At 57.2% G+C, this 18,938-nt stretch carries 15 protein-coding genes; 13 read left to right on the top strand and 2 right to left on the bottom strand.

All coding sequences use genetic code 11. The features are described from left to right. The first annotated feature begins 253 nt into the window (after nt 1-253). The 11 genes from GSF01_RS02575 (at nt 254) to GSF01_RS02525 (ending at nt 15,747) form a co-directional block, all read left to right on the top strand. Nucleotides 254-1,864: an MDR family MFS transporter gene (locus GSF01_RS02575; RefSeq protein WP_159881462.1), complete on the top strand. Its 1,611-nt coding sequence runs from the start codon at nt 254-256 to the stop codon at nt 1,862-1,864. 192 nt (nt 1,865-2,056) lie between these two features. Then, complete coding sequence (locus GSF01_RS02570; protein ID WP_159881461.1) at nt 2,057-3,343, top strand: class II aldolase/adducin family protein; 1,287 nt, start codon at nt 2,057-2,059, stop codon at nt 3,341-3,343. A gap of 143 nt (nt 3,344-3,486) precedes the next feature. Continuing rightward, nucleotides 3,487-5,556 carry a bifunctional aldolase/short-chain dehydrogenase gene (locus GSF01_RS02565; RefSeq protein WP_159881460.1) on the top strand — a complete coding sequence of 690 codons (2,070 nt, stop codon included), beginning with the start codon at nt 3,487-3,489 and terminating at the stop codon, nt 5,554-5,556. Nucleotides 5,557-5,576: 20 nt separating this feature from the next. After that, nucleotides 5,577-5,954 (top strand): sensory rhodopsin transducer, encoded by a 378-nt coding sequence (locus tag GSF01_RS02560; protein ID WP_159881459.1) that lies wholly within the window; start codon nt 5,577-5,579, stop codon nt 5,952-5,954. Nucleotides 5,955-5,976: 22 nt separating this feature from the next. Beyond that, nucleotides 5,977-7,239 (top strand): L-rhamnose isomerase, encoded by a 1,263-nt coding sequence (rhaA, locus tag GSF01_RS02555; RefSeq protein WP_159881458.1) that lies wholly within the window; start codon nt 5,977-5,979, stop codon nt 7,237-7,239. A gap of 4 nt (nt 7,240-7,243) precedes the next feature. Further along, a complete protein-coding gene (locus tag GSF01_RS02550; RefSeq protein ID WP_159881457.1) occupies nt 7,244-8,722 on the top strand; it encodes a rhamnulokinase in 1,479 nt (492 codons plus the stop codon). Nucleotides 8,723-8,797: 75 nt separating this feature from the next. Further along, entirely contained in the window at nt 8,798-9,556 is a 759-nt protein-coding gene (locus tag GSF01_RS02545) for a DeoR/GlpR family DNA-binding transcription regulator (protein ID WP_159881456.1), read from the top strand. A gap of 102 nt (nt 9,557-9,658) precedes the next feature. Further along, entirely contained in the window at nt 9,659-11,023 is a 1,365-nt protein-coding gene (locus GSF01_RS02540) for an MATE family efflux transporter (protein WP_159881455.1), read from the top strand. An 83-nt stretch (nt 11,024-11,106) separates the two neighbouring features. Then, nucleotides 11,107-12,195 (top strand): lactonase family protein, encoded by a 1,089-nt coding sequence (locus GSF01_RS02535; RefSeq protein ID WP_159881454.1) that lies wholly within the window; start codon nt 11,107-11,109, stop codon nt 12,193-12,195. A 68-nt stretch (nt 12,196-12,263) separates the two neighbouring features. After that, entirely contained in the window at nt 12,264-13,247 is a 984-nt protein-coding gene (locus GSF01_RS02530; RefSeq protein WP_159881453.1) for a formylglycine-generating enzyme family protein, read from the top strand. Nucleotides 13,248-13,383: 136 nt separating this feature from the next. Then, nucleotides 13,384-15,747 (top strand): S-layer homology domain-containing protein, encoded by a 2,364-nt coding sequence (locus GSF01_RS02525; RefSeq protein WP_159881452.1) that lies wholly within the window; start codon nt 13,384-13,386, stop codon nt 15,745-15,747. 45 nt (nt 15,748-15,792) lie between these two features. Here GSF01_RS02525 and GSF01_RS02520 read toward each other — a convergent pair whose 3' ends face one another. Together GSF01_RS02520 and GSF01_RS02515 are read right to left on the bottom strand one after the other, a co-directional pair. Further along, complete coding sequence (locus tag GSF01_RS02520; protein ID WP_159881621.1) at nt 15,793-16,731, bottom strand: helix-turn-helix transcriptional regulator; 939 nt, start codon at nt 16,729-16,731, stop codon at nt 15,793-15,795. A 138-nt stretch (nt 16,732-16,869) separates the two neighbouring features. Further along, nucleotides 16,870-17,217 (bottom strand): DUF3243 domain-containing protein, encoded by a 348-nt coding sequence (locus tag GSF01_RS02515; RefSeq protein ID WP_159881451.1) that lies wholly within the window; start codon nt 17,215-17,217, stop codon nt 16,870-16,872. 179 nt (nt 17,218-17,396) lie between these two features. On the opposite strand from GSF01_RS02515, the gene modA reads away from it, so the two are divergent. Together modA and modB are read left to right on the top strand one after the other, a co-directional pair. Further along, on the top strand, nt 17,397-18,227 hold the full coding sequence (gene modA / locus GSF01_RS02510; protein WP_159881450.1) for a molybdate ABC transporter substrate-binding protein: 831 nt from the start codon (nt 17,397-17,399) through the stop codon (nt 18,225-18,227). A gap of 2 nt (nt 18,228-18,229) precedes the next feature. Continuing rightward, a complete protein-coding gene (gene modB / locus GSF01_RS02505; RefSeq protein ID WP_159881449.1) occupies nt 18,230-18,901 on the top strand; it encodes a molybdate ABC transporter permease subunit in 672 nt (223 codons plus the stop codon). The last annotated feature ends 37 nt before the right edge of the window (nt 18,902-18,938 follow it).

Genomic DNA, 18,938 nt, shown 5'->3' with positions numbered 1-18,938 from the left:
ACTTGTAGTACCTGTAAGGTATAACTTTCGTCAATGTTGGAATACCCGAGATTCAGCGAGGTACAATCGCAGTAGACCAAAACCATGTCACCGCCGTGAAGGGCTCCGTAAGGGGCCCTTTTCCCGTTGGGGCAATTCCGGAAACATATATTTGACGAAGCCTGCATATTCTTGTATAGTTTAATTGTTTACTATTGAAATATTATAGTACGAAAGAAATCATCCTACACATAAGAGACAAGGAGAAGATAGAGTGGAGCATTTAACACCGAAACGAAAACTGACGATTATGGTGGCGATCATAGCTGCGATGTTCTTCGCGGCCATTAACCAGACCATCGTAAGTACGGCCATGCCGCGCATTATTGCGATCTTGGGCGGGATGGACTATTACACGTGGGTCATTACGATCTACATGCTGACCTCGACGATTTCGACCGTACTGGTCGGGAAGCTGTCCGATATATATGGGCGCAAGCCGTTTATATTGGCGGGGATTGTATTTTTTATCATCGGAGCGTTTATGAGCGGCTTGTCCCGCGACATATTCGAGCTGATCACGTATCGCGGGATACAGGGTATCGGTGCCGGTATCATTATGTCCTGTGCCTTTACGGCCGTAGGGGACTTGTTCCCGCCGCGCGAACGCGGTAAATGGACCGGCCTGATGATGGCTGTCTTCGGCTTCTCCAGCGTCCTTGGGCCAACCTTGGGCGGTTGGATCGTCGACCATATGAATTGGAAATGGGTATTTTGGATTTTCCTTCCTATCGGACTTATCGCGTTTATACTGATTATGGCCTTGTTTCCCAAAGTGGAGCGCCGCGCTTCCGAAAAAATTGACTACGCGGGCTCGCTGTTCCTGACCTTGACCATCGTTCCGATGCTGCTCGGCTTCTCATGGGCGGGTACGAAGTATGCCTGGGGCTCGCAGCAGATTATCGGATTGTTCGCAGCTGCGGTTGTCAGCCTTCTTATCTTCATCTGGGTGGAGACAAAGGCCAAAAGCCCGGTACTGCCGCTATCGTTATTCCGCAACAGCATCATTACGATTTCGAATGTGATCGGATTTTTGATGAATGCCGGGATGATGGGGGCGTTGATCTATCTGTCGTTCTTCGTCCAGGGCGTCCTCGGGATTGCTCCTACGTATTCGGGCTATGTCACGATGCCTATGTCGCTCAGTATGGTGGTTGTCAGCGCGGTTACGGGCAGATTCATTACCAAAACGGGCAAATATAAGCGTTATGCGCTGATCGGTATGCCGATCATGGTGCTCAGCATGGTCATGATGGCTTATATGAACAGCGTCTGGATGGCGGTGCTGAGCATGCTGATCTTCGGCTTGGGTCTTGGTCTCGGCATGCCGGTCTTCTCGCTTACCGTGCAGAACGCCGCCAAGCCTTCCGAGCTTGGGGTAGCGACGGCCTCCTCCCAGCTGTTCCGGAATCTCGGCGGTACGATCGGGATCGCCGTGATGGGAACGATCATGGCATCGCGTCTGACCAGCAATCTCAAGGAGACTATGGCTTCGGGCGGCGGCGTAGACATCACCAAGCTCGATCCGGCGGTTGCCTCCAAGCTGGCTGCGTTCCAGAACCCGGAGATGTTGCTGGATCAACCGAAGCTCGCAGAGCTTCAGCAAACACTGCCTGCAGAGGTTCAGCCGATCTTGACCAAGATGATCGAGATGCTGCGCGATGCGCTTAGTGCCTCGCTGACCACCGTCTTTCTGGCGGGAGCCGCGCTGCTCGTCGTCGCTTTGGTGCTGACGTTCTTCCTGCGGGAAATACCGCTGCGCACCTCGAATAAGGAGCAGCAAGCAGAAGACACAGACGGTAAACTCTCTCCGTCGAAAGCCTAACACAGAATCCGAAAAATCCTCTTCAGCCTGAATACGGCTGGAGGGGATTTTTTTTGCGGCAAGCGGAGCCCCGCCCCGGCTAAAGCCTGCTGTGAAAAATGTCACGCTCACGAGGTGATAAAGTATGGTAAACTTGAAACAAACCAATTCAAATATAAACGGAAGTAAACAAATCGGAAAGGCTGTGACTTTATGCAAATCGAACTCTTACATCCCGCGGATCAAATTGTCCTGCTGATGGAGCGGATTTACGCGTATGGCATGACGACGACTTCAGGAGGCAATCTGTCGATTTTGGATGACAACGGGGATATCTGGATCACCCCGGCCGGGGTGGATAAGGGAGCGCTGACGAGCGCGGATATTGTCTGCGTAAAGCCTGACGGGCAGATCGTCGGCCATCACAGGCCGTCCAGCGAGTTTCCGTTCCACCAGCTTGTCTACCGCACGCGCCCTGATCTGAAGGCTGTCGTTCACGCTCATCCGCCCGCGCTGGTAGCCTTCAGTATCGTGCGGCGTATCCCGGATACGAGCCTGCTGCCAGGCGAGGGCCTTATCTGCGGCAAGGTCGGGATGGCCGATTATGCGCTGCCGGGCAGCGTGCTGCTCGGAGAAAATGTGGCCTCCGTCTTCGCGGCGGGCATGAACGCCGTTATGCTGGAGAACCATGGCGTGGTCGTGGGCGGAGGGGATCTGTTCACCGCCTTCCAGGCTTTCGAGACGCTGGACTTCTGCGCCAGACTCGAAATCCATGCCAGCCGGATCGGGAAGCCCCAGCTTCTGTCCCCCGGCCAGATCGGCGCCGCCGCCGAAGGATATCCGAAGCTCGCGACGTTCGCCCCAGGCCGGGTCGGCAGCCAGGAGCGGAAAGCCCGCATGGATATGTGCGCGCTGATCCGCCGTTCCTATGATCAACGGCTGTTTACCAGCACGCAAGGAACTTACTCCGAGCGATTGGAGGACGGAGCCTTCCTGATCACGCCGCACGGGCCGGACCGCAAGTATCTGGAGCCGCAGGATCTGGTACGCATCGAGCAGGGAGCGGCGGAGGAGGGCAAGCTGCCGAGCAGCTCCATCCGGCTTCATCAATATATTTATGAGCGCCACCCGCATGTGAACTCGGTACTCATCGCTCATCCGCCGCATATCATGGCCTTTGCCGTAACGGAAGCGCCTTTCGATTCGCGGACGATTCCGGAGAGCTATATCCTGCTTCGCGGTACGCCGAAGCTGCCGTTTCAATCGGTATATGACGATCCCGAGGGCACAGCGGATATGTTCGAAGCCCATACGCCGATCGTCATCGTGGAGAACAACTGCGTCATCGTGACCGGCAGCAGCCTGTTGAATGCGTTCGATCGGCTGGAGGTGGCCGAGTACAGCGCCAAGTCCATTATCGATGCGCGGGCGCTCGGGCCTATCGTTCATATCGAGGACACGCATATCCGGGATATCGACAAAGCGTTTGGTTTAAGCTAAGCAGGCTAGCAGACAGCTGATAGCAGGCAGGAACAAGGTTATTTTGTTCCTGTCTGTTTTTCTTCTATACAAAGAAAAACAAACATGATAAACTTGAAATAAGCAAAAACAAAATCATTCAAACATAAAAACGGAGGTTTATCATGGTACAAAGTTTGTGGGAGAACGAAAAGGCATCTCAGCTTCAAGGCGGATTGGACGAGCTTGTCTACCGCTCCAACATCATCGGCTCCGACCGCCGGGTTTGTAACTGGGGCGGCGGCAATACATCCAGCAAGACGATCGTGAAGGATTTCCGCGGCCGCGACGTTGAAGTCATGTTCGTAAAGGGCAGCGGCTCCGACCTGGCGACGATGAAAGCAGGCAACTTTACCGGACTCCGCATGGAGGATATCCGTCCGTTGTTCGAGCTTCCCGAAATGTCCGATGAAGAGATGGTCGGCTACCTGGCGCACTGCATGATCGACGCCAAGCATCCGCGCGCTTCCATCGAGACGCTGCTGCATGCGTTCCTGCCGTTCAAGCATGTGGACCATACGCATCCCGATGCGATCATCAGCTTGTGCTGCGCAGATAACGGTAAGGAGCTGGCGAAGGAAATTTTCGGCGACCGCTTCGTTTGGGTTCCTTATGTCCGTCCTGGCTTCACGCTGTCCAAGATGATCGCCGAAGGCGTCCTCGCCAATCCGAAGGCCGAGCTCGTCCTGATGGAGAAGCATGGTCTGGTCACTTGGGGCGAAACGTCCGAAGCTTGCTATGCGCAAACTATCGCTATTATTAATGAGGCGGAAGCCTTTATCGAAGCGCGCGTGAACGAAGCCAAGCTGTTCGGCGGCGCCAAATACGAGTCCCTGTCCGCAGAAGTACGCCGCAGCGTGGCTGCAGCCGTAATGCCTACGGTCCGCGGCGCAGTCAGCGACGCCAAGAAAATGATCCTGTCGTTCGACGATGCGGACGATGTGCTTGCCTTTGTCAACGGCCAGGATTCGCCGAAGCTGTCCCAGGTCGGCGCAGCTTGCCCGGATCACCTGGTGCATACTAAGGTTGTTCCGCTCTTCATCGATTGGGAGCCGAATGCCGAGGATATCGACGGACTTAAAGCGAAGCTGAAGGAAGGCATCGCCGCTTATAAAGAGCAATACAAAGCCTATTTCGACCGCAACAAAAACGAAGGCGACGTGATGTTCGAAGCGGCTCCGCGCGTCATCCTGATCCCGGGCGTAGGGATGATCAACACGGGCAAGAGCTGGGCGATGTCCCAGGTCAGCGGCGCTCTGTACCATCGTGCGATCGCGGTTATGCGCGGCGCGACGGCGCTCGGCAATTTCGTTTCGCTCAGCGAGAACGAATCGTATAACGTGGAATACTGGCCGCTTGAGCTCTACAAGCTGACGCTGGCTCCGGCAGAAGCCGAATTCTCCCGCAAGGTTGCCTTCATCACCGGCGGCGCAGGCGGTATCGGCAGCGAAACGGCACGTCGTCTCGTCTCCGAGGGAGCGCATGTCGTTCTGGCCGACCTCAACCTGGAGGGTGCCCAGAAGGTAGCGGACGAGCTGAACGCGAAGTTTGGCGAAAACCGTGCGATTGCGGTTAAAATGGATGTAACGAGCGAAGAAGCGGTCGTAGCCGCCTATGCCGAGACGGCTATCGCTTACGGCGGCGTGGACATTATCGTCAACAATGCAGGACTTGCCACATCGAGTCCGTTCGATGAGACGAGCCTGAAGGAATGGAACCTGAACATCAACGTGCTGGGTACCGGCTATTTCCTTGTCGCCCGCGAAGCGTTCAAGGTAATGAAGGAGCAGGCGATCGGCGGCAACATGGTGTTCATCGGCTCCAAGAACTCCGTTTATGCCGGTAAAAACGCCTCTGCTTACAGTGCAGCCAAAGCTCTCGAAGCTCATCTGGCCCGCTGCATCGCAGCCGAGGGCGGCGAGTTCGGCATCCGCGTCAACACGGTACTGCCTGACGCCATCCTGCAGGGCTCCGCGATCTGGAACTCCAACTGGCGCAACGAGCGCGCTGCCGCCTACGGCATCGAGCCGGATCAGCTGGAAGAATACTACCGTAAGCGCACGACGCTGCTCGTCAATATCTTCCCGCGCGACATCGCCGAAGGCATCGCCTTCTTCGCTTCCTCCAAGTCGGAGAAAACGACAGGCTGCATGCTGACGATCGACGGCGGCGTACCGGCTGCCTTCACACGTTAATTTAAGGAGGATACACGAATATGGCGAAATACGAGGCCAAGGGCGCAGACTACTGGGTCATCCCGGACGCATATATCCCGGAGAAAAGCTCGGGCGAGCTGACCAGCCATGAATCGGTCTGCGTGCTGAACACGGCATCCGAGGATGCGCATCTGTCATTCACGATCTTCTTCGAAGACCGGGAGCCTATGGAGGACATCCCATACACCGTGGAAGCCCGCCGTACAAAGCATATTCGCACTTCCTCATTGCTTAAGGAGGGGACGCCGATTCCAGTCGGCGTTCCTTATGCTATTGAGGTGCGAAGCGATATTCCGATCATCGTGCAATACAGCCGACTGGATTCGACGCAAGCTGAGAACGCGTTGATGTCGGTCGTGGCTTATCCGGCTAAATAACCTAATTTGGGAGGAATCCGCTATGTCTTCAACTATCGAAAGAAGCTATAACGAAGCCAAGGAGCTGTACGCCAAGCACGGTATCGATGTGGATCAGGCGCTGGAGCAGCTGGCGAAGATCAAGATTTCCATGCACTGCTGGCAAGGAGACGACGTCAAGGGCTTTCTGTTCCAGGATCAGGATCTGACCGGCGGGATTTCCGTTACCGGCAACTATCCGGGAGCGGCTAGAACGCCTGATGAGCTGCGCGCCGATCTGGAGAAAGCGTTCTCTTTGATCCCGGGCAAGCATAAGGTTAATCTTCATGCGATCTACGCCGATACGAACGAGAAGGTGGATCTGGACCAGCTGGAGCCGAAGCATTTTGAGAACTGGGTGACTTGGGCGAAGGAGCAGGGACTCGGTCTCGACTTCAACCCGACGCTGTTTTCCCACGAGAAATCCAGCGACGGCTTTACACTGAGCCATTCGGACGAAAGCATCCGCAAGTTCTGGATCGACCACTGCAAGGCTTCGCGCAAAATCAGCGCCTACTTCGGCGAGCAGCTCGGCCAAACCAGCGTGAACAATGTCTGGATTCCGGACGGCTTCAAGGATGTGCCGGTGGACCGTCTATCCCCGAGAAGAAGGCTTAAGGAATCGCTCGATGAGATTTTTGCCGAAGAACTGAACCCGGCCTATCATCTGGATGCGGTCGAAAGCAAGCTGTTCGGTCTTGGTTCGGAAGCTTATGTAGTCGGCTCCCACGAATTTTATATGGGCTACGGCTTGCAGAACAACAAGCTGATCTGTCTGGATGCCGGACATTTCCATCCGACGGAGGTTATCTCCAACAAGCTGTCGAGCTTGTCGCTGTTTGCCGAAGGCATCCTGTTGCACGTGAGCCGTCCGATGCGCTGGGACAGCGACCATGTGGTGACGCTGGACGACGAGCTGCTGGAGATCGGTAAAGAGCTGGTGCGCGGCGATCTGCTCGGCAAGACGCATATCGGCCTTGACTTCTTCGATGCGAGCATCAACCGCGTAGCGGCTTGGGTCATCGGGACGCGCAACACGATCAAAGCGCTGCTGCGCGCGATGCTGGAGCCGGTAGAGGCGCTGAAGCAGGCGGAGCTGAGCGGCGATTACACGACTCGTCTGGCTCTCACTGAGGAGTTCAAGACCTATCCGTTCGGAGCCATCTGGGATTACTATTGCGAGAAGCAGGGCGTGCCTGTACGCGAGCAATGGCTTGCTGACGTAAAAGCTTATGAGCAGGAAGTTCTGCTGAAGCGCGGAAGGTGATCACTTGACTACCATTCTGGCCTATGATCTGGGGGCGAGCAGCGGAAGAGCGCTGCTCGGCCGTCTTACTGACCGTCGGATTGAAACGGAGGAACTGCACCGCTTCCCGAACGACCCGGTGCAGGTGGGCGACCGCCTGCAGTGGGATATTTTGCGCCTGTATCATGAAATCAAGCAGGGTCTTCTCAAGGCGAAGCACCTCGGGGTGGAGCCGGCGAGCCTCGCGATCGACTCGTGGGCCGTCGACTTCGGCCTGCTTGGCAAGAACGGGGAACTGCTCGGCAACCCGTACCATTACCGGGACCGGCATACGGAAGGCGTAATGGAGCGGGTACTAGCCGAGGATATCGGCAAGGAGGAGCTGTTCGCGCGTACGGGCATTCAGTTCCTGACATTCAACACGGTGTTCCAGCTTGCGGCGCTGAAGCGCGCGAACTCGCCGCTGCTGCGCGAGACGGGCAGCTTCCTGATGATTCCGGACCTGCTGCGCTACTTCCTGACCGGCGAGAAGCTGAGCGAATTCTCGAACGCGACGACGACTCAGCTGTACAATCCGCTGCAGGGCGATTGGGACCGCGAACTGCTGGCGAAGCTGGGCATCCCTTCCTCGTGGTTCGCCAGGGTCGCCCAGCCCGGCGCGGCCGCCGGCGAGCTGCTTGGCTCCGTACAGGCTGAGCTTGGCGTAGGTGCGGTCCCCGTCATCGCCGTCGCCGAGCATGACACCGGGTCCGCCGTTGCCGCGGTACCGGCGCTGGAGCGCTCGTTCGCTTACCTCAGCTGCGGCACCTGGTCGCTGATGGGGACCGAGGTCGACGCGCCGGTTCTTACTGAGCAGGCGCTTGCGTATAACTTCACCAACGAAGGCGGCGTAGGCGGCACGTATCGGCTGCTGAAAAACATCATGGGGCTGTGGATCGTGCAGGAGCTGAAGCGGGAGTGGGATCGTCAAGGCTTGGATTATTCGTTCCCCGAGCTGGTCCGACTGGCCGATCAAGCCCCGGCCTTCTCGGCCTGGATCGATCCGGACGACCCGCTATTCCTGGCGGCGGGCGATATGCGCGTCCGTGTCCGCGCATATTGCAGCAGGACCGATCAGCGGGTGCCGGAGCAGCCGGGCGAAGTTGTTCGTTGTGTTTTCGAAAGTCTGGCGTTAAAATACCGTTATGTGCTGGAGATGACGGAAAGCTTGTCCGGGCAGCCGTTCAGCGGACTTCACATGGTCGGAGGAGGCAGCCAGAACGAGCTGCTGTGCCAGTGGTCGGCGAATGCGATCGGCAAGCCGGTCTGGGCCGGCCCGGCCGAAGGCAGCGCGATCGGCAACCTGGTCGTTCAATGGATCGCGCAGGGCGTGTTCTCGGATATTTGGGAAGCTCGCCGGGCGATCCGCGACTCCTTCCCGGTCAAGACGTATGAGCCGCAGGACAGCGCGGCTTGGCAAGATGCGTACGGCCGGTTTAAGGCGATCACGGGTCTTGCCAACTAAGAAGTCCCGGACAGGAGCAGGACAATCCCTGCTGACAGGCTGTAACTTGCAGACAAAGGATAGGAGAGGGAGCGCATGCTGGTAGCGGAAAGATACGAGCTCATAGTTCAGGTGGTCAACGAACGGGGCAGCATCCGCGTCTCCGAGCTGAGCGAGCTGTGCGGCGTAACGGAAGAGACGATCCGCCGGGACCTGGACCGCCTTGAGTCGGCGGGGCGGCTGCGCCGTTCCCACGGGGGAGCCGTCAGCGTCAAGGAGACCCAGGCGGAAACCCCTTATTTCGAACGCGAGATCATCCATGCTGACGAGAAGCGGCGGATAGCCCAGGAAGCGATCAAGTGGATTCAGCCGCATGACCGCGTTCTGCTGGATGCCAGCACGACCGCTTGGTACATGGCCTCGTATCTGCCCGATATCCCGCTGACCGTCCTGACCAATTCTGTCAAGGTGGCCAGCGAGCTCAGCGGCAAGGAGAAGATCGAGGTCATCTCCACGGGCGGCCGTCTGGCGAAGCGCTCGCTGTCCTTCGTCGGTCCGCTCGCCGAGCGGTCGATGGATGCCTACCATGTCGACAAGCTGTTTCTGTCCTGCAAGGGCGTTCATCTGGAGCGCGGCATCAGCGAATCCAATGAGCAGCAGGCCCTTGTGAAGCAGAAGATGATCGGGATCGCCGAGCAGGTCATTCTACTGGCGGATGCGAGCAAATTCGGCGTCCGGGCGTTTACCCATGTCGCCGAGCTCGGCGTCGCCGACGCGATCATCACGGACCGTGGCGTCAGCGAGGAGACGGTAGCAGAGCTGGAGGAACGCGGAATACGCGTGTCTATCGTGTAAGCTAGTTTTTAAGGGACCAAGCCGATGGATGGAGGGCTTGGTCCTTTTTGTAATGCGGTTGAACCGATTTATGGAAGTGTGCTGGAAGGGGTCTTCACCATCATGTCCAAGCAAGCAACTGATCGGATTTCCTTGTGGCAGTTAAGCTGGCCGATCGGCATCGAGTTGTTTTTTCAATTTTTAATGGGAACGGCAGACACCCTGATGGTCAGCCGAATAGGGGACCATGCGGTATCCGCGGTCGGCATATCGAATCAAATCATACAGTCGGCCCTTACGCTGTTCGCCTTAATCAACGCGGGCGTCAGCGTCGTCGTCGCACGCAAGTGGGGGGCGGGTCGCCCCGATCTTGCCAGGAAAACCTCGGTCATCGCCCTGCAAGCTAATCTGGCGGCAGGCCTTGTCCTCAGCCTGTTTTTCTTATTCGGCGCTTCGTCCGCACTCCTGCGGATGGGTACGCCGGAGGAGGTGCTGCCCTATGCAGGGACGTATCTGACTGTGGTGGGCGCCGGAACGGTTGTCGTCGTCCTTCACGGAGCGATCAATGCCGTCATCCGCAGTATCGGCAACACCCGGGGCCCGATGTATATCACGTTCGGCATGAATGTGCTGCACGTGCTGCTGAACTATGCGCTGATCTTCGGCGAGCTTGGATTTCCCGAGATGGGGATTGCCGGTGCGGCGCTATCGACGATGATCAGCCGGGCCGCAGCGCTGGCCGTCACCCTATGGCTGCTGTGGCGCTCCTTCCACCCTTACTGGTCACGGGAAGACTGGACGACGCTGGAGCGGCCGCTTTGGCGTGAAATTTTGTCCATCGGCCTTCCTGTATCGGTTACGGCATTATCCTGGGGATATTCGCAGATGCTAATGCTTGGCATGGTAGCACGGATGGGCCCGGTATCGCTTGCGTCCTATACCTATGTCCAGACCATCCAGCAATTTCCGTGGATATTTGCCAGCGCGATTGCCGGAGGGCTCGGGATTCGGATCGCTCAGCTGTATGGGGCGAGACGGTTTCAAGAGATGTATGCGGGGTTCTACCGCGCGCTTGCGCCTTGCGCCCTTCTGCTGGTGGTGACGACGAGCGCCACATATGCGCTGGGACCGTTAATTATGGCGCAATTCACATCCGACCCGTCCATTGTCGCATTGTCGCTGCCGCTGCTGGCCATCTGCATGGTGTGGCAGCCGATGAGATCGATCGGGCTGTGCGCCGCGACCTCGCTGAACGTCGTCGGGGAAGCCAGAGCAGTCGGCCTGATGGCGGTTTTCGGGATGTGGGTTTTGGCCGCGGGAGGCGCCTATGTGCTGGGGATTCAACTGGGGCTAGGCCTTACGGGACTTTTTCTGGCGCTCATTGCCGATGAGATCGTGCGTGCGTCGTTCTACGTTCTGCGCTGGCGCAGACAGAAGCCCGGGCTGCGCGTGGGAGAGGCTTCGGCGGCATCGACCCGGGGGATATAAGGCTGCAGCTTGCCAGAGAGGGAAACTCTTTGTAAGATAAGGTTATTGTTTATTGACAGACTTAACCCCAGGAGGTAATCAAGATGTCCTTATCGTCACAGCGTATGCTTCTCTATATCGGTTCCTACGCGGAGGCTTCCGACCCCGGCGTTTATGCGGTCGAGCTTGATCCCTCGACAGGGGAGCTGACGCTGCTCGATCAAGTGTCCGGCTTGAAAAACCCGACGTTCCTGAACGTGGACGCTCCGGCAGGCCGGCTGTACGCCATCGCCGAGACCGTGGATGAGGCCGGAAAAAAGGTTGCGGAGGCGGTATCCTTTGCCATCGATACGACGCAGGGCACGATTAGGGAGCTGAACCGGGCGTCCACTTCTCCCGATCCTACCTGCCACATCCAGCGGAATGAGCAGGACAACTATCTGATTCAGGTCAGCTATCACGGCGGTCATGTTGCGCTGGTGAGCTTGACGGAGGACGGACAGATCGGCGAGCTGCTCGATCTCAGCCAGCATACGGGGCACAGCGTGAATCCCGAGCGCCAGGACAGGCCGCATCCTCACTCCGCTTTTTTCAGCCCGGACAACCGGTTTCTGTTCGTGTCCGATCTTGGCTTGGACAAGATCCGCTCCTACACAGTCGATTCGGAGCCGCGCAAGCTTCGGGCGCATGCGGACACGCAAGTGCATCCGGGCGCAGGACCGCGTCACCTGGCTTTTCACCCGGAAGGCCGGTACGCCTATGTCATCAATGAGCTTGATTCCACGATCGTGGCTTTCCGTTACGACGCAGAGGCCGGTCATCTGCACCCGATCCAGCGCGTATCGACCCTGCCGGAGGATTTTGCCGGAGAGAACGGCTGCGCAGAAATCGCCATTTCGGCAGACGGCCGGTTCGTGTACGGCTCCAACCGCGGGCACGATAGCATCGTTGTGTTCTCCGCTGATCCGGAGACTGGCTTGCTTTCGGTAGTTGAGCATGTTTCGACGCAGGGCCAGCATCCGCGCCACTTTACCTTGACGCCTGGCGGACGGTTCCTGATCGCGGCCAACCGTGACACCAACAATGTCGTATCGTACTTTGTCGACGGGGAAACAGGGAAATTAACCGCAACCGGCTACTCTCTCGTTCTTTCCAAGCCGGTATGCGTGAAGCCCCTGCTGGCGAACGGCTAATCCTGAGCTCGGGTAATACCCATACAGGAAAAAATCCGAAACGAAGTCCGGAAGGGGACAAGCACATCATGAGTGAAACGAATCCCAAACCCTGCTGCGCATCTGGACGAGAGGAGCTATCCGGTTCCTCGGCCCCTCAGCAGCCTGTGCCCCTTGTGCTGCAGAGCTTCAAGGGCACAGGGAAGGCTGTCGATCCCGGACACACGATGATCGAGCTGCCGGGGGGCGAATTTTTGATGGGAACGCAGGCCACTGACGGTTTCCCGGATGATGGGGAAGGCCCGATCCGCAAGGTTGCCGTAGACGCGTTCCGTATCGCGGCGCATGCGGTTACCAATGCACAGTTTCGTGCCTTTGTAGAGGCTACAGGCTATGTGACCGAGGCCGAACGGTTCGGGTGGTCCTACGTCTTCCATCTTTTCGTGCCTAAGGAACGGCTGGCCGATGTGGAGGGATCTCCGGGGGGAACGCCTTGGTGGCTCGGAGTTCGCGGAGCTTACTGGGCGAAGCCGGAGGGAGAAGGCTCGTCGATCGACGACAGGCTGGACCATCCGGTTATCCATGTGTCGTGGAACGACGCGTCCGCCTACTGCGAGTGGGCCGGAGGCCGTCTGCCGACGGAGGCGGAGTGGGAGTATGCAGCGCGGGGAGGACTTGAGCAGAAGACGTACCCGTGGGGCGATATCCTGAAGCAGGACGGCCGTCACCGTTGCAATATTTGGCAGGGGAAATTTCCTACCGTCAATCACGCCGAGGACGGTTATGCGGGCACGGCCCCTGTAGATGCCTATGAGCCGAACGGCTACGGGCTTTATAATGTATCGGGCAATGTCTGGGAATGGTGTGCGGACTGGTTCGATCGCAACTACCATCTCCGCACCGATAACGTCAACCCGAAGGGAGCTCCGGGCAGCGGCGTCCGCTCGCTGCGGGGCGGCTCCTATCTATGTCACCGCTCTTACTGCAACCGGTATCGCGTAGCGGCCCGGAGCAAGAATACGCCGGACAGCAGTACAGGGAACATGGGCTTCCGGCTAGCTATGGAAAAATAAATATTCAATGAAAAGGCTGTGGCTGCGCTCATGGGAAACAATGGGGCGGCCGCAGCCTTTTTTCGCAACCTTTTATTGGAATGCCTCGTCTAAGAAGCAGATAGCTCAAGATCTTCTACAAGAGAGGACGATTCTTATGAAACTAGTCAAAAAAGCCGCTCCGATCGCCGTAGCGTCGGCTCTGCTGCTGTCCTGCGCTCCTCAGGCCTGGGCCGACAATTCAACAGCGGCATCTACCGCATCCAGCACGACTCGAGTCAGCATCCCGCCGCAGGGTCCGGAGGATGGGAAGCTGGCCGAGCCGACGGTCACCAAGGAGCAGGCCATCGAGCTGGCCAAGAAGTATGTGACGATTCCGGAAGGCTACACGCTGCAATCAGCGAATCTTTACTCCTACTCGGGAGATTCGGTCCCTAGCTGGTCTCTGAATTTTACGCGGAAGATCAAAGACCACTACTATGCCAACATAGGTGTCAGCATCCATGGTCTTAATGGAAAGTTAACCGCTTACAACGCCTATAGCGGCGATCCGGATCTTAAGCCGAGCTACCCGCCGAAGGTCGACTTTGCAGGAGCGAAGACGATTGCCGATGGCTGGCTGAAGAAGCTTAACCCGGACGAAACGGTTCAATATAACGACCAGGCGGAGAAGCAATTCCGCATGCCGCTTAACGGCAATTATATGTACCCTATCCGCTATGACCGGATTGTCGACGGCGTGCCGTTTATGCAGGACGGGATATCGGTCGATGTGAACGGGGAAGGGGAAGTGGTGGGATACAGCTTCCGCTGGACGGACGGCATAGCCTTTGAGCAGGGAGTCACACCGATCGGAAGCGACAAGGCGAAGCAGGCGTTTCTCGATAAGGCGGATATCGAGCTTTCTTATGTCATTCCGTACGACTCCCGCCAAGCGCGCAAGCCGGTTATTGCGTATGTCATGAACTCGTTCATGATCGATGCAGCCAAAGGTGAGCCCTGGAATCCGCTGAATGCTCCGATCCAGTCCGCTTCCGAGAAGAAGCCGCTCACGGATAAGCCATTGGCCGAGAAGCCCGCAGCCGATCTGAATCTGACGAAGGAGCAGGCGATCGCCAAGGTAACCTCCGTCTTCGGGGAGTTGAAGGATAACAAGCTGGAGGACGCTTCCTATAACGAATACACCGATCCGTCTACCGGCAAGTCCAGCGCTTCCTGGTCTTTGCGTTGGAGTCCTACGGGAGAGAAAGATACCATGGGCAAGGGCATGCATTCCGTGTGGGCGAATGTAAATGCCAAGACCGGAGAACTCGTTAACTTTAATCAAAGTATGCCCTATATGATGGACCCGAAAGCCAAGTTCGACCCTAAGATTACGAGCGAGGAAGCGAAGACGAAAGCCGTCGATTTCGTGCGTCAACAGCTTCCGGCCCATACGCATCAGCTTGTGCTGGACGATGCCGGACTGAAGGATGTGCCGGAGGAAAGGCTGAAGGAGATGAGGACCTGGGACATCGGGTTCCGCCGGGTGATCGATGGCGTGAGCGCTAATTACGAGAATGTGAATGTCAGCATCGACAGAGAGACGGGAAAGATCGTCAATTATTACACCTCTTTGAGTGAAATCGACTACCCGTCCGTGAAGCCGGAGGTTATCGGCGTGGACGAGGCGAAGGACCTGTTACTCTCCCAGTATGATGTTCGACTGGGCTATGTCCTTGCGGAAAGCTACCATCCTTTCGCAGGCGGCGGGATTGCGATGGAAAAGTACAATCTGATGGTAGCTGCAGGGGAGATCCCGAGGAGCGCTGCCTCGGACGGCGTCAAGCGGGAAGCCAAGCTCGTTTACTCGCTGACCCCTAAGTATACCCGCGAGCCTTTCTTCCTGGATGCCCAGACGGGTCAATGGAAGAATGCCGCTACAGGCGAGCCGATCGTACTGGAGTCCGTGAAGGCCAGCGATATCGAAGGGCACTGGGCGCAGCGCGAGCTTCAGCTTATGCTGGATTATGAGGCGCTTGACCTGAAGGACGGCAAGGTGAATCCGGCCCAGGCCATGACGCGCGGCGAGATGATCAAGATGCTGGTCATCGCGATGAACGGCGGCAATCACGGGATCTTCTACGGCGCGGAACGAACAGCTTCCTTCAAGGATGTAGCGAATGACTCCCTTTACTTCGCATATGTGGAGAACGGCGTAGACCGCGGACTTATCGATCCAGGTACGGAGTTCAATCCGAATGCCAAAATGAACCGGGAGGAAATGGCTCAGCTGATCGTCCGCGCGCTCGGATACAAGAAGCTCGCCGAGCATCAGGACGTGTTTAACCAAAGCTTTGCGGATGCCGGCGAAGTGAAGCAGATCGGCCAGGTGGCGCTCGTCGTCGGTCTGGGCATCATGTCGCTGACGGAGGGCAGCTTCGTGCCTGCCGAGGAAGTAAATCGCGCCCAGGCGGCGACGGCGTTCTTCCGTTATTTGCAGAAACGGGAAGAGCTGCAGCAGTACCCGCGCTATTATTAACACGGGCTGCGCGGGTTGTACGCAGCCGGGCCATAAAGCGCAGGCTTACGTTTCATGAAGGATCGTTCCGGTCATGGACAGATCATAGCCCTGGACCAGGGCGAGCTCCTTGCGCAGCGGATCGGACTTTAGGACCGACAGCACGGCATCGAGCCATTCGAGGTTAGCGTCGTTCTTCAGCATGACGAGGTCATAGCGCTCTCGGATCAGCGGGATGAACTCCGCACCGACCAGCGCCGCCGCTTTCTCGATGCCGACTCCCGTATCGGCAGCTCCGCTGACGACTTGACCGGCAACGCCCAGATGGTTCGACTCCTCGTCGGCATAGCCGCGAACCTGCCGGGGGGAGATGCCATGCAGCCGGAGCTGCTCGTCCAGCAGCACACGGGCCCCAGCTCCCTTCTCTCGATTAACGATGCGGATGTCGTCCCGCCGCAGGTCCTCCCAGCCGGTGATTTGCTTCGGATTGCCGGGCTGGACGCAGAGGCCTGCCGCGCGGGTGACGAGATTGACGACGACATAAGAGAAGCCGGACAATATACGCCGGATATAAGGAAGATTATAGTCCCCGGTATCGCCGTCCAGCAGATGTGTACTGACGATATCCGCCCGTCCCTGGTACATCGCGATAAGGCTGTCCAGGCTGCCGGCATGGGAGCGGAGCGGGCGGTAAGCCTTGGTATGCTTCTCGATATGCCGGGACAGAATATCCAGGCTGACATCCTGCCCGGTGATGACAAGCGGTCTGCCGCCCTCTTCCGTCTTCCATCGAGGAAGGTTCGCGGAAGGGCTGGCTGTCCGGGAGGCTCTGCCCTCCCTGGCCTGCTGCTTGTAGAGCTCGAGATCGGTTGCATCTACACGCATCTGGCGGCCTACCCGGTAGGCGGGAAGCTCGCCTTTTTTAATCAAATCATACACGGTCAGCTTGGAAATCTTCAGAAGCTTGGCAATGTCCTCCGTTGTGTAAGAAAGCTCATCCGTTATGTTGTTCATCCCCTTATAACCGACATGGTTCGTGTTACTCCTTCTAGTATACGGAACATACGGTATGCAAAGCTACATGGCAGACGACGAACCCCCTCCGGCTCCCGGAGGGGGTTCGTCGTCAACCATATTAAGTGCTTACACATTCGTATTTCGTGCCAGATTGACCAAGGTGCGGGCCAGCATCTGCTGCTGCTCCTTATTGGCTACCTTCCATAATTCCTTCAGCAGCTTTTCCTCGCTATTGCGCGGCTCCTCGTGATCGGCCAGGTAGGAGGCGACCTTCAAAGCAAGGCTATTTAACTGCTCTTCGTTGAGTCCGAGCTTCTCCGCGAGCTCGATACGCCGACCCAGGTAACCGATGAAGGAATCGAAGTTTCGCAAAATTTCTTCCTTTTTACCTTCGTCGAGCCTCTCCATCGTCTCCTCCAGCTTGTCCGTCTGAAGGGTTCCGTTTTTGTCCAACAAATGGTTAAGTTCTGTCATTTCGCTTCAACTCCTATTCTGGAATTCATTCATGAATCTACACATCGTATGATTAAACGGGTTCCTCATTATCGAATCAAATTATAGGATTAAATAAGTCTAGTTATATTTAGTTATCACTAAGTAGATTCACTTTCATAGAGGACGATGCTACAATCAAGAACAGAAACTTCGGAAGGATGAAGGGGGACATACCATTGCGTCTATATCGAACCGCACTAGCGCTTGCCTTGATGCTGTTCTTAGCGGTCGGCTGTGCCAGCCAGACACAGGGAGAAAGGCCGTCGGGAGAACAGGGTCAGGAAACGAAGCAGGTGGAGCTGCTCATATCGGCAGCGGCCAGCTTAACCGATAGTATGAAAGCGGTGGAGGCGGCTTTTGCTCAAATGCACCCGCATATTAAGCTGACCTTCCATTACGCGGCTTCCGGCACCCTTCAGCAGCAGCTCGAGCAGGGTGCTCCTAGCGATCTGTTCTTATCGGCCGGCACGAAACAGATGGCGGCGCTCGTCGATAAGCAGCTGATTGCTGCCGCGGACCAGACGAACCTGCTGACCAATGAGCTTGTCGTGATCGTGGCGAAGGATGGTCAGGCCGCACCCGGGGTTGTCCAGGATCTGGCGAAGCCCGAGATCAAGAAGCTGTCCATCGGCCAGCCGGAATCAGTACCTGCCGGGAGCTATGCCAAGGAGTCGCTGGTCTATCATAAGCTGTGGGATGAGCTGCAGCCGAGACTTGTGCTCGCCATGGATGTCAGACAGGTTCTAAGCTATGTGGAAACGGGGAATGTGGAGGCGGGCTACGTGTACCGGACCGATGCTTTGTCCTCTTCCAAGGTACGCGTCGCTTTCGCGGCGGATAGGGCCAGCTACAAGCCGATCGAATACCCGGCCGGCATCTTGAAGGCTTCCGCTCATCCCGCCGAAGCCCGAGTCTTCTATGACTTCCTGCAGAGTCCGGAGGCCCGCGATATTTTCATCAGCCAGGGCTTCTCGATCCCTGCTAAATAACGATGCCCACTCCGATCGATTGGGTGTCGTTCGCTGAGCCTATCCGGCTATCGCTCCAAGTGTCGCTAATTGCCAGCGTGATTGCCTTCGCACTGGCAGCGGCCGCGGCCTGGGGGATGGATAAAGCCCGGTTTCGGGGCAAGACGCTGCTCGAGACAATCATCCTGCTTCCTCTGGTATTGCCCCCGACGGTAGTCGGCTTTATCCTGCTCGTCCTGCTGGGACGCAAGAGCGTACTGGGCATCCGATTTGAGCAGCTATTCGGCCACCCTATCGTATTCACCTGGCATGCGGCTGTGATCGCCTCCATTGTTGTTGCTTTTCCACTCGTTTATCAGACATTGAAGGTGGGGTTCCAGTCCGTAGATCGGGATCTGCTGGATGCGGCCCGCTCGATGGGGGCGGGTGAATGGCAGGTGCTGAGCCGGGTGACGCTGCCGCTCGCCTGGAGGTCGCTCAGGAGTGGCTATGTGCTTGGCTTCGCGAGAGCGCTCGGCGAGTTCGGCGCTACGCTGATGCTGGCGGGGAATATACCCGGGAGGACGCAGACCGTGCCGACGGCGATCTATTTGGCGGTAGATTCGGGAAATATGACGCTGGCCTGGCTCTGGTGCGGTTCCCTTGTCATGATCAGCATGCTGCTGCTGTGGCTGGCTGGAAGGCCCCGCGGGTAGCGGTTCCCGGAAGAGATCCGATTATTTTAAATTTGCT

Source organism: Paenibacillus puerhi (assembly GCF_009846885.1).
GTDB classification, from domain to species: Bacteria; Bacillota; Bacilli; order Paenibacillales; family NBRC-103111; genus Paenibacillus_G; species Paenibacillus_G puerhi.
This window is presented reverse-complemented; position numbering and strand designations above follow the sequence as displayed.